Below are 10,925 nucleotides of genomic sequence, written 5' to 3' on the forward strand. Positions count from 1 at the left end.
CCCGCAAAGGTCGCCATCGTCGCCTGCATGCGCAAGCTCGTGACCATCCTCAACGCAATCCTCAGGGACAAAAAGCCATGGGCAAACGCTTGACCCTCACGACGGTCGCTCAGGATGAGGTGGGGCGGGCCAACGCCGCCTCGATGGCGCGTTCGAGTTTCGAGCCGGTGCCGCTCACCGCGGTGAACCAGTCGATGACGCGGCCGTCGCGGCCGATCAGGATCTTGTGGAAGTTCCAGCTCGGCGTGCCGATCGTGCCGGTCTGCGCCGCGGCCCAGCGATAGAGCGGATGGGCGTTCGGCCCCGAGACGATCTGCTTGTCGGCGAGCGGGAAGGTGACGTCGAAGCTCGCCTCGCAGAAGCGCTTGATCTCTTCCTTGCTGCCGGGCTCCTGGCTGCCGAAATCGTTCGACGGCACGCCCAGCACCACGAGGCCCTTGTCCCTGTAGCGGCGCCACAGCTCTTCCAGTCCCTTGTACTGGCCGGTGAAGCCGCACAGGGAGGCCGTGTTCACCAGCAGCACGACCTTGCCGGCATAGTCGCTGGTCGGCAGCGGGCCGCCGCCGATCGATTCGAGCGACACGCCCGCCCAGTCCACCGGCTGGCGCCCGGCCTGCGACCAGGCCGCCGCCGACAGAAGCGCGCCCGCCACGGCGAAGGCCAGCAACCGCAGCAGCTTCATGGATGGCCGCCTGCGCCGGTGTTCCCGACGCGATCCCGCCCGTTCGTCATCCGCTCTCTCCTTGCGGCCAAGTGTATCGCACAGGACCCCGTCCGGCGTCCCGGTGGTGCTGTACCTGTGGCACTGTACCTGTGGCGCTGTACCGGCGCCGCATCGCCCGCCATGCTGCCGCCCCGTAGCGTTCGCGAGAAGGGGGCGTGATGGCGTCGTCCGGTCCAGTCGAGATCTTCCGTAACCTGTCGCTGCGGCGCGCCCAGGAAGAACGGCTCGTGTCGTCCGAGAATCCCTTCCTGGTGGAGGCGCTGCGCAAGGAGAAGCTCGAAGGCCAGCGCATCGCGGCCTGGGCGCGCACCATCGCTCTGGTGGCGAGCGGCGTGCTGATCGCGTTCCAGAACGCCAACTGGAGCATGCTCTATTTCCATGGGCTGCTGCTGGTCTTCATCGGCCTCGGCTGGGCGCAGCTGCGCTTCGCCACGGTGGGCCGCTCGCGCGTCGAGCTGGCGCTGATCCTGGCCGACCTCGTGCTGCTGGCGGTGGCGCTCACGGTTCCCAATCCCTTCGCGTCGGAGAGCTTTCCGACGGCGATGATCTTCCGCTTCGAGACCTTCCCGTATTTCTTCATCATCCTGGCGCTCGCCACGCTCGCCTATTCGTGGCGGACCATCCTCACCATGGGCAGCGCCGTCGTGCTGATCTGGGCCGTGGCGGTGCTGGGCGTCGCCCTGTTGGGCAGGACCGACCCGGAGCTCGGCGCCAGGGTGGCCTCCGCCTTCGCCGGCATGCCGGCCCTGCGCGCGATCGTCGATCCCAATTCGGTGGTCTGGTCGATCCGGGCGCAGGAAATGCTGATCTTCTTCCTGGTGGCGGCGATCCTCGCGCTGCGCGGCCAGCGCTCCAACGCGCTGCTGCTCCGCCAGGCCGACATCGCCGCGGAACGCGCCAATCTCTCGCGCTATTTCCCGCCCTCGATGGTCGACGAGCTGGCGACCGCCCGCAGCGACGTCGGTGCGGTGCGCTCGCAGGACGTGGCGGTGCTGTTCGCCGACATCGTGGGCTTCACCCAGCTCGCCGAGCGCGAGACGCCCGAGACGGTGATGCAGCTCCTGCGCCGCTGCCACGGCGTCATCGAGCACGCGATCTTCTCCAACGGCGGCACGCTCGACAAATATCTCGGCGACGGAGTCATGGCGACCTTCGGCACGCCGCGCATCTCGCCCACCGATTGCGCCAACGCGCTGGCCGCCGCCCGCGACATCGTCCAGGGCATGGCCGACGCCAACACCGAACTGGCGGCGGCCGGCCTGCCGACGCTCAGCATCTCGGTCGGCGTCCATTTCGGCCCGGCGATCCTCGGCAACATCGGCACCGAGCGGCGGCTCGAATTCGCGACGCTGGGCGACACGGTGAACGTGGCGAGCCGGCTGGAGGCCGCCACGCGCACGCTGGGCTGCCGCATCGTCGCCAGCGACGCGGTGGTGTCGCGGATCGGCGAAGCCGGCGGCTGCAACGCCGTGCCCGACGGCTTCCGCCGCGTGCCGGCGCTTTCCTTACGCGGGCGGGAAGCGCCGATCGACGTCTGGGTGGCCTGAGCGGCGGGGTTGCGCGGCTACTTCTTGGTCGCGGCGTAGCGCGCCTTGGCCTCGTCGTTCGGCGGATAGAGGCCGGGCAGCGGCACGCCGCGCTCGACTTCCGACATGATCCAGCCTTCGAGCCGCTCCTGCTCGGTGCCTTCCTTGGCGACCGCCTCGACCAGCGCCTGCGGGATCAGCACCGCGCCGTCGTCGTCGACCACGACCACGTCGTTGGGGAACACCGCCACGCCGCCGCAGCCGATCGGCTCCTGCCAGCTCACGAAGGTGAGGCCGGCGACCGAGGGCGGGGCCGCGGCGCCCTGGCACCAGACCGGCAGGCCGGTGCCCAGCACGCCCGCGATGTCGCGCACCACGCCGTCGGTGATGAGGCCGGCGACGTTCTTCTTCACCATGCGCGCGCACAGGATGTCGCCGAAGATGCCGGCGTCGGTGACGCCCATCGCGTCGGCCACGACGATCGCGCCCTCGGGCATCGCCTCGATCGCGGCGCGGGTCGAGATCGGCGAGGACCAGCTTTCCGGCGTCGCGAGATCCTCGCGCGCCGGCACGAAGCGCAGGGTGAAGGCGCGTCCCACGAGGCGGCCCTGGCCCGGCTTGATCGGCCGCGTGCCGCGCATCCAGACGTTACGGAGCCCCTTCTTCAGCAGGATCGTCGTGATGCTGGCCGTCGTGATCTTCGACAGGGTGTCGTGGAGCTCTTTCGAAAGCGGCGTCGTCTGCACGGTGTCTCCGTTTCTCTGGCATTCTGAAAGAGGCGGAGAATAGGCGACGCGCCGCGGCACGGCCACGACCGATTGACGTCAATAACCCAGAGGATCGGAGCCGAACCGGTTGGGTCCTGTGGTACCGCGCAGGAAGCCGAGCTCGATCAGGAGCCAGATCGGGCCGATCAGCGGCACCAGCATGATGAAGATGAACCAGCCCGTTTTGTCGCGGTCGTGGCAGCGCTTAACCATGACGGCCAGGCTGATCCAGATGAAGGGCGCGAACAGCAGACAGATGAGGTTCATCGTCCTGGCGGCGTCCTGTATCGCGTTCATGTCCCGTGTCTCCATGACCGGGTAGACGATGATGGCGAACAAGGCGCCAAAGATCGGGAACTGAATGGCCGCCAGGGCAAGGTGCACGTACCAGTAGGGCGCGCGATTGAGGCGGCCCTGAAAGCTGAACAAAAGTCTCTTCACTCGATCTCCCCCGATGCTCGCAGGCCGAGCATTACAAGTGTGCCATCACATCGACCCGTGTGCCTAGACTCCTTCCGCTTCAAGACGACCCGCACCACCTCAGCCTGAGAGTCTGGCCGGAAATGAAGTGAAGCGATTCAAGCACTTACCTCATCCTGAGGAGCGCCGCGAAGCGGCGCGTCTCGAAGGATGGGTAACAGGCATGGTGCTCGTGCCCATGCTTCGAGACGCGCTCCATCGGAGCGCTCCTCAGCATGAGGTTGGTGTTGGTGATTCCATCGTAATTGGAAAGACTCCAGGCCTGCTGCGATCGGTCCGCTGTCCTCTCAGCTAATTTCACACGCTGCGAAGCGACGGCACCATGCCGCGCCGGTGACGGCTTCCCCTGGCCGCCGGGCTGGGGCAGAAGGACCGCGTCGGCGCCCCGCGCCGTCCCGGTCGCAGACCCACCCGGTCAAAACAGGAGTTTTAGATGATCGTCCCAGTGCCGGGCGCACGCGGCTGATGTTCAGCCTCATCTTCACCCGGCGTTTCAGCATGGCGCACCGGCTGATCGCCGATCCCGCCGGCAAGTGCGCCATTCCCCACGGTCACAACGAACAGGTGATCGCCCGCCTCCAGCCCGTGGCGCCGCAGCGTCTCGACGGCCGTGCCAACATGGTCGCGCCGTTCGAGCAGGCCAAGGCGCGTTGGCACCGCTTTGTCGACGACCGGGTCGACCATGCCTTCCAGCTGGGCGAGTCCGATCCGATGATCAACTGGTTCCGCGCGCACGAGCCGCAGCGGCTCGGCCGCCTGCTGGTCACGCCCGGCGATCCGACCACGGAGATGCTGGCCGCCTGCCTGATGGCCAAGCTCAACGCCTTCCTGGCGGCCGACGGCAACGACCTGCGCTGCGTCGAGCTCACGGTCGAGGAGACGCCGACCAATGCGGTGACGCTCGCCGGCGATCCGGCCGACGTGCTGCCCGCGCGCGCGGGTGCCGGCTGGTGGCGCCGCGCCGACGACAGCATCAACGATCTCGATCCGGTACCGGTCGCGCTCTCCCTCGCCGTCGCGCGCCGATGAGCGCGATCCGCATCTCCGAGATCTTCGGGCCCACCGTGCAGGGCGAGGGCGCGCTGATCGGCAGGCCCACCGTGTTCGTGCGCACCGGCGGCTGCGACTATCGCTGCTCGTGGTGTGACACGCTCTACGCCGTGCTTTCGGACTATCGCCACGACTGGTTGCCGATGGAGCCGGCGGAAATCCTGTCGCGCGTGGCGGACCTGACCGGGGCCGTGCCCGTACTGGTGACGATCTCGGGCGGCAATCCCGCCATCCAGCCGCTCGGGCCCTTGATCGAGCAGGGCCACGCGCGCGGCCATCGCTTCGCGATGGAGACCCAGGGCAGCGTCGCCGCCGACTGGTTCGCCACGCTCGACCATCTCGTCCTGTCGCCCAAGCCGCCGTCGTCCGGCATGGAAACCGACTGGCGCGCCTTCGACGCCTGCCTCGCCGCCGCCAACGGCGGGCCTCAAACGGTGCTCAAGGTCGCGGTGTTCGACGAGGCGGACTATGCCTTTGCCCGCACCGCCGCCGCGCGCCATCCGTCGCTGCCGGTGTACCTCTCCGTCGGCAACCACACGCCCGGCGAACCCAACGAGGCCGGCCGCGACGGCGTCGACCAGAAGGGCCTCATGGCCCGCTTCCGCTGGCTGGTCGATCGCGTGGCGCAGGACCGCTGGTTCGATGCGACGGTGTTGCCGCAGCTGCACGTGCTGGCCTGGGGCAACGAGCGCGGGGTGTGAGAGTCCTGGGTTGCCCATACCGCAACCCACCTCACCCTGAGGAGCCACGCGAAGCGTGGCGTCTCGAAGGGTGGGCGACAGGCGTGGTGCTCGTGCCCATGCTTCGAGACGGCTGCTTCGCAGCCTCCTCAGCATGAGGTTCGTGTGATGGTCCCACGTGCGGGGGAAGCCTTCGGGAGGCTCTACCCCCGCAACACCAACCCCGCCTTCGCGTCGGTCAGCCGGCCCTGCTCCCAGGTGAGGGCGCCGTTGACCACCGTGTATTCGACGCCGCGCGAGGGCATGACGATGCGTTTGGCGCCGCCGGGGAGGTCGTGGCGGCGTTCGCCGTGGTTGCTGGAGCCGATGGCGGCGGGATCGAAGATCGCGACGTCGGCGGGCGCGCCCTTCTTGAGGCGGCCGCGATCCTTCAGACCGAAGAGGTCGGCGGGATCGGAGGTGAGCTTGCGCACGCCTTCCTCGAGCGTGATCGCCTGCTTCTCGCGCACCCAGGTGCCCAGCAGGTAGGTCGGGTAGCCGGCGTCGCACAGCATGTCGACATGCGCGCCGCCGTCGCCCAGCGCCATCAGGATGGCGGGGTTGTTCAGCAGCTCGCGCATGCGGTCCTCGCGCGTGTTCCACGAGGAGATGGTGAGCTCGGTGTCGAGATCGTCGGCCAGCACCGTGTCGAGGAAGGCGTCGACGCTGTCCTTGCCCTGCTCCTGCGCGATCTGGGCGATCGACTTGCGCTCCAGGTGCTTCAGCGCCGGATTGCGCACGTCATGGACCACGACGCGGCGCCAGTCGCTGAAGCCGGTCGGGTTCTTGAGGTCGGCCTTGAACTGATTGCGGAACGCCGGATCGGCATAGACCAGTCTCTGCGCCGCCTTCGAGGTGTCGGCGAACACCCGCTTCCAGGCCGGGAAGGCGGCGAAGGCGAAGGGATTGTCCATGTTGCATTCGCGGGTGAGCGGCAGCGGCGAGGTCTGCGGCCGCGCGCCCTTGGCGATCTGCGGCGCGGCGCGGCGCAGCGTGTCGCGCACCGCCTCGGGAATGTCGTCGCGGTCGAACAGGGCGATGAAGGTCACCGGCCGGCCGCTCTCCTCCAGCAGGAAGTCCAGCAGCTCGCACTGGTCCTCTTCCAGCACGCCGACCTGGCGCGTCAGCGCGATCTCGATGGCGCCCCGCCCGCGCTGCTTCAGCTGGTTGGCATAGGCCTTCATCTCCTCGCGGCTGGCGTTGCGGCAGGCCAGCGGCTTGCCCTCGAAGCCCATATGCTGGTTGAGCGTGGTCGAGGAGAAGCCGAGCGCGCCGGCGTCCATCGCCTCGCCGATCAGCCGCGCGATCTCATGCGTCTCCGCGGGCGTGGCGGCGCGCTCCATCGAGGCGTCGCCCATCACGTAGTGGCGGAACGGCGTCAGCGGCGCGATGAAGGCGAGATTGAGCGAGGGCTTGCGCGCCGCCGCGGCATCCATGAACTCGGGGAAGGTCTCCCAGTCCCAGGTGATGCCCTTGTTCAGCACGTCGAAGGGAATGCCCTCGACGTTCACCAGGTCCTTCATCGCGATCTCGCGCGTCTCGGGCTTGCAGGGCGCGATGCCGACGCCGCAATTGCCCATCACCACCGAGGTGACGCCGTGCCACGACGAGGGCGTCACCGCGCCGTCCCAGCAGATCTGCGCATCGTAATGCGTGTGCGGATCGACGAAGCCCGGCGCGACGACGAGCCCGTGCGCGTCGATGGTGCGCTTCGCACCCTCCGTCACCTTGCCGATCTCGGCCACCTTGCCGTCAACGATCGCGACATCGGCCTGGTAGCGCGCGGCGCCGGTGCCATCGACCACGGTGCCGTTCTTGATCACGAGGTCGTAGCTCATTGTGCGTTTCCTCCCAGAAACTTCTGGCGGAAACGCTACCACCGCAGCCCGGCCGCGCCACTCCCCAAAGCCGCAGAGCGCAGGCTCGCTGCAGCTGCTCAGTCCGTCGCGGGCGCTGAAGTCTTCCGCTCCAGATGCAGTCACACGACCTCATCCTGAGGAGCACGCCGCAGGCGTGCGTCTCGAAGGATGGGCAACGGACGTGGTGCGCGTGCCCATGCTTCGAGACGGCTGCTGCGCAGCCTCCTCAGCATGAGGTTGGCGTGGGTGTTTCGGCTATCGCCTGAATCAGCCCGGAATTTCCGGCTGCACCAGCTGCGCCAGCAGGGTCAGCGATTCCTGCCAGCCGAGGTAGCAGGCCTCGGTCGGGATCACGGCGGGGATGCCCTCCTGCACGATCTCGACCTCGGTGCCGACCTTCACCTTGCGCAGGACGATCGTGGTCTGCATCTCGCCGGGCAGGTTGGGATCGTCGAATTTGTCGGTGTGGCGGATGCGTTCGTTGGGCACCAGCTCCACGAAGGTGCCGCCGAAGGAATGGCTGTTGCCCGACGAGAAGTTGGTGAAGGACATGCGGTAGCTGCCGCCGACGCGGGCGTCCATCGAATGGACGTGGCCGGTGAAGCCGTGCGGCGGCAGCCACTTGCACATCGCGTCGGCATCGAGGAAGGCGCGGTAGATGCGTTCGGGCGGGGCGGTCAGCACGCGGTGCAGGCGGACGGTTCCGGTCTCGGTCGTGGACTCGGTCGACATGGGGTCTGCTCCTCCTTGGGCGCACAGTCTCGCCCCCGCGGCCCCCACCTTCAAAATAGCTTCACTATTGGCTGGCAATACTTCCATCGTGCCGACCAAGCTGATCGACGTCTTCCTGCGCGACGAATATCTCCGCTCCTACACGATCGCCCTGGGCTTCGTGCACGCCCCGATCTTCGAGCAGGACTATGTCGACCGCGCCCGTATCCAGATGCAGGCCGACGGCTGGTCGGCCGACGAAGTCCAACAGGCCCGCTTCGTGGTCCGCGACGAGGAGGGCTAGAGACCTTCCGCTTCGAGCTCACCCACGACCGCCACCAGCACCACTCCCTCATCCTGAGAGGCTGGCCGGCAACCAATTGAACCGATTCAATCACCGACCTCATCCTGAGGAGCGCCCCGCAGGGGCGCGTCTCGAAGGATGGGCAACGGACGCGGTGCGCGTTCCCATGCTTCGAGACGCGGTCCCGTGGACCGCTCCTCAGCATGAGGTTGGTGTTGTTGCTTTGGTCGGACTTGGAAAGGCCCTCAGGCCTTCACCGGCCCCGGCAGGTCGAGCCCGACGCCGCTCAGATGCCCGAACATCCGGTGCAGCCGCTCGACGACCGGCGCGGGCAGGGGCGGCCGCAGGATCGACTCGATGTTCGCCTTCACATGCGCCTTGTTGCCGGTGCCGAACAGGATGACGTCGGCGCCCTTCTCGTGGCGCGCGTAGCGGTAGGCCGCATCGGTGATGCTCGCCGCGCCGCCCTCGGCGACGAGGAAGGCGAGCGGATCGCCGTCCGCGCTCCCCTGCGACAGCACCGAGGCGTCGAGCCGCCCGTCCTCGACCAGCTTGGCGAACACGGCGCGGCGGTAGGCGTCGTTGCTGAAGATGTTGCGCACGACGAACATCAGCAGCGTGCCGATGCCGCGCCGCACGGTCACCGGGAACACCCTGGTGCGCGCGCCCTGGTTCACCAGGCTGTAGGCCAGCATGATGACCTCCCACGGCGCCTCCTCGACGGCGCGCGCCAGCATCGCCTGCTCGGGATCGCGCGGCCCCGTCTCGGTGAGGCCGACATGGCGCACCTTGCCCTGCTCCTTGAGCCGCAGCAGCGCCGGCGCCAGCACGTCGCGATGATGCTCGTAGGCCGCCGGGCCGACCGCGTGGAAATGGAAGATGTCGACATGGTCGAGCCCGAGCCGCTTCAGCGACGCCTCGACCTTCCCGGTCACCGTCGCCGCCGTGTCCTCGGTCCTGAACAGCGCCTTGGTCGAGATCAAGAGCTTGTCGCGGTCGTAGGACTTCACCGCCGCGCCCACGATCTCCTCGGTCCCGTATACCTCGGCCGTGTCGAGGAAGTTGACCCCAAGATCGATCGCCGCCCGCGCGACGGCCACGCACTCGTCGAAACTCGCCCCGCGCCCCAGCCCGAGCCGGCTGTTGCCGCCGCAGCCGAGCCCGGCGACGGAGACGGTCAGGCCGGTGTTTCCGAGGGGGTGATAGTTCATTGGGTGCTCCTGTCCATGCGTATTGATAGAGTGTGATATTGCTCGTTCGGTGGCATTCCTGAGCAGCCTCGAACGCCATCGGAATAGAGTGGATACCAGCTGCCTGGGCGCGACCGAACTACGGATGCGCAGCTGGCTTCCCCGTCAATCAAGCCATCTTTCGCTCTCTGGTGGTGCATTGTAGATTTTGTGCTTCCGTCGCCGTGTGGTCTTGAAACCGGCGAGATGGAAGTGATCGTTGCGAAGAACGGCATCGCGCCGTCCGCATTACACAACGGACGAGGCGTGGAAAGCGTGACTATGAGGCCAAGCAGTAACGACTTCGATCAAGGAGCAAGTGCTGCGCAGGCTGCAATTGTCGTGGGAGAGACACTCGCAAGGAATTGTCTTTCTCCATCCCGCGTACGACCGACAACTACAGGAGCGGCTCTGGGAGAGTTGAATCGATATGCTTGACGCACAAAAGCTTCCGCATCCGCCCACGTCAAAGTGGCTGATAGTGTGCAACACGATGGCATGGGCTGTGCTGCTGTCTTACTGCGTCCTGCCCCTTGTGCTGGTGGCTGCTTTGGGTGAACCAGGGATACCATCTGGCTGGTTCAGATTCTGGGGTGCTGCGGCTCTCATCCTAATCTTTCCCTTCGCCATTGCCTTCAGCTGGCTCGTATTTGCAGGCGTTCAGCGGGTCGTCCGAAAAAGTACGGCTTCAAGTGGCCGGCCCGAGGCTTCCATCGCTCGGATATGGCCGGTCCTGCTGCCTCTGCTACCGATCATGGCCTCTGCCTTAGTCGCCTACGTCACGCTCTTCCTTCGGCACGGATAGACCAGCTTCAGGCCGCTCCAGATCCTGGCGAGGCCATGAATGTCTTCGGCATTGATCCTCTGGCGGACGTTCTTCCAGCCGCGCCCACGATCTCCTCGGTCCCGTAGACCTCGGCCGTGTCGAGGAAGTTCACCCCCAGATCGATCGCCGCCCGCGCGACCCCCACACACTCGTCGAAACTCGCCCGCGCCCCAGCCCCAGCCGGCTGTTGCCGCCGCAGCCGAGCCCGGCGACGGAGACGGTGAGGCCGGTGTTTCCGAGGGGGTGGTAGTACATGGCACGTTCCTGATTAGGGCTTAGTGGCGTGGATCAAGCTCGTTACGGATGTGGCAAGACTACTATAGTCGCGCCACACCCAAAAGATTCGAGTGATCCTCCTATTTCTGAAAATGACGAGAGTGGTTTTTGTATCTCGTAATTGGTGACAGGCAGGGTGTGTACTGGGTCATTCGTACTAGAAGGATATATATCTGAAGTTGTAATCTGAGAGGTGTGTTATCTACGCTAGGTCAAACGTGAGTAAGAGAATATGCAGACCCTTGTTCACGCAATTCCCGATGTCGATGGGCTCTTGGCTCTCGAACCTGAAGAACTTGGCGGTAAATTGCTATTTCTGCTCCGTAAAGAGCTAGGCTGTGGTGACAATTTCTATTTGAGCCAGAGCATGATGCTGGCGAGCTTTACGAAGCCGAGGAAGTTTGCCGCCAGCTTGTCGTAGCGAGTTGCAATGCGTCGCCATTGCTTCAGTCTG

The 10,925-nt window shown here is 66.3% G+C and carries 11 protein-coding genes and 1 pseudogene; 4 read left to right on the top strand and 8 right to left on the bottom strand.

Features of this window, described 5'->3' with window-relative positions; translation table 11 throughout:
• Positions 1 to 109 precede the first annotated feature (109 nt).
• Positions 110 to 682, bottom strand: a complete 573-nt coding sequence (locus LJ725_RS28690) for a glutathione peroxidase (RefSeq protein ID WP_230554344.1) — start codon at positions 680 to 682, stop codon at positions 110 to 112.
• Between the two features lie 200 nt (positions 683 to 882).
• Between LJ725_RS28690 and LJ725_RS28695 the strand changes: the two genes are divergently transcribed.
• Entirely contained in the window at positions 883 to 2,271 is a 1,389-nt protein-coding gene (locus LJ725_RS28695; protein WP_230554345.1) for an adenylate/guanylate cyclase domain-containing protein, read from the top strand.
• 17 nt (positions 2,272 to 2,288) lie between these two features.
• Here the strand turns inward: LJ725_RS28695 and LJ725_RS28700 are convergent, their stop codons facing one another.
• Together LJ725_RS28700 and LJ725_RS28705 are read right to left on the bottom strand one after the other, a co-directional pair.
• Entirely contained in the window at positions 2,289 to 2,996 is a 708-nt protein-coding gene (locus tag LJ725_RS28700) for a ribonuclease activity regulator RraA (RefSeq protein WP_230554346.1), read from the bottom strand.
• A gap of 78 nt (positions 2,997 to 3,074) precedes the next feature.
• The gene (locus LJ725_RS28705) at positions 3,075 to 3,458 is read right to left on the bottom strand and encodes a DUF805 domain-containing protein (protein WP_230554347.1); all 384 of its coding nucleotides are present in this window, start codon (positions 3,456 to 3,458) and stop codon (positions 3,075 to 3,077) included.
• A gap of 504 nt (positions 3,459 to 3,962) precedes the next feature.
• Here LJ725_RS28705 and LJ725_RS28710 point away from each other — a divergent pair.
• Together LJ725_RS28710 and queE are read left to right on the top strand one after the other, a co-directional pair.
• Positions 3,963 to 4,526, top strand: a complete 564-nt coding sequence (locus LJ725_RS28710) for a 6-pyruvoyl trahydropterin synthase family protein (RefSeq protein WP_230554348.1) — start codon at positions 3,963 to 3,965, stop codon at positions 4,524 to 4,526.
• A complete protein-coding gene (gene queE, locus LJ725_RS28715) occupies positions 4,523 to 5,248 on the top strand; it encodes a 7-carboxy-7-deazaguanine synthase QueE (RefSeq protein WP_230554349.1) in 726 nt (241 codons plus the stop codon). Before LJ725_RS28710 ends, queE begins: the two co-directional genes overlap by 4 nt.
• A 182-nt stretch (positions 5,249 to 5,430) precedes the next feature.
• On the opposite strand, the gene LJ725_RS28720 is transcribed toward queE, so the two are convergent.
• Positions 5,431 to 7,104, bottom strand: a complete 1,674-nt coding sequence (locus LJ725_RS28720) for an N-acyl-D-amino-acid deacylase family protein (RefSeq protein WP_230554350.1) — start codon at positions 7,102 to 7,104, stop codon at positions 5,431 to 5,433.
• A 288-nt stretch (positions 7,105 to 7,392) separates the two neighbouring features.
• Positions 7,393 to 7,857: an SRPBCC family protein gene (locus LJ725_RS28725; RefSeq protein ID WP_230554351.1), complete on the bottom strand. Its 465-nt coding sequence runs from the start codon at positions 7,855 to 7,857 to the stop codon at positions 7,393 to 7,395.
• A gap of 67 nt (positions 7,858 to 7,924) precedes the next feature.
• On the opposite strand from LJ725_RS28725, the gene LJ725_RS28730 reads away from it, so the two are divergent.
• Positions 7,925 to 8,140, top strand: coding sequence for a hypothetical protein (locus LJ725_RS28730; protein ID WP_230554352.1), 216 nt, complete (start codon positions 7,925 to 7,927; stop codon positions 8,138 to 8,140).
• A 245-nt stretch (positions 8,141 to 8,385) separates the two neighbouring features.
• Here LJ725_RS28730 and LJ725_RS28735 read toward each other — a convergent pair whose 3' ends face one another.
• From LJ725_RS28735 to LJ725_RS28740, 3 genes and pseudogenes are all read right to left on the bottom strand, one after another.
• A complete protein-coding gene (locus LJ725_RS28735) occupies positions 8,386 to 9,351 on the bottom strand; it encodes an aldo/keto reductase (protein WP_230554353.1) in 966 nt (321 codons plus the stop codon).
• 830 nt (positions 9,352 to 10,181) lie between these two features.
• Positions 10,182 to 10,394, bottom strand: a complete 213-nt coding sequence (locus LJ725_RS29365) for an aldo/keto reductase (protein ID WP_408015782.1) — start codon at positions 10,392 to 10,394, stop codon at positions 10,182 to 10,184.
• Positions 10,395 to 10,822: 428 nt separating this feature from the next.
• A pseudogene (locus LJ725_RS28740) lies at positions 10,823 to 10,925 on the bottom strand (IS5 family transposase); the annotation flags it as partial.

The sequence above is a fragment of the Reyranella aquatilis genome (assembly GCF_020880995.1).
GTDB classification, from domain to species: domain Bacteria; phylum Pseudomonadota; class Alphaproteobacteria; order Reyranellales; family Reyranellaceae; genus Reyranella; species Reyranella aquatilis.

Bases quoted from the DNA above. Each gene is read 5' to 3' on its own strand.
- LJ725_RS28695 (WP_230554345.1), top strand. From the start codon at position 883: ATGGCGTCGTCCGGTCCAGTCGAGATCTTCCGTAACCTGTCGCTGCGG.
- queE (WP_230554349.1), top strand. From the start codon at position 4,523: ATGAGCGCGATCCGCATCTCCGAGATCTTCGGGCCCACCGTGCAGGGC.
- LJ725_RS28720 (WP_230554350.1), bottom strand. From the start codon at position 7,104: ATGAGCTACGACCTCGTGATCAAGAACGGCACCGTGGTCGATGGCACC.
- LJ725_RS28690 (WP_230554344.1), bottom strand. From the start codon at position 682: ATGAAGCTGCTGCGGTTGCTGGCCTTCGCCGTGGCGGGCGCGCTTCTG.
- LJ725_RS28735 (WP_230554353.1), bottom strand. From the start codon at position 9,351: ATGAACTATCACCCCCTCGGAAACACCGGCCTGACCGTCTCCGTCGCC.
- LJ725_RS28725 (WP_230554351.1), bottom strand. From the start codon at position 7,857: ATGTCGACCGAGTCCACGACCGAGACCGGAACCGTCCGCCTGCACCGC.
- LJ725_RS28710 (WP_230554348.1), top strand. From the start codon at position 3,963: ATGTTCAGCCTCATCTTCACCCGGCGTTTCAGCATGGCGCACCGGCTG.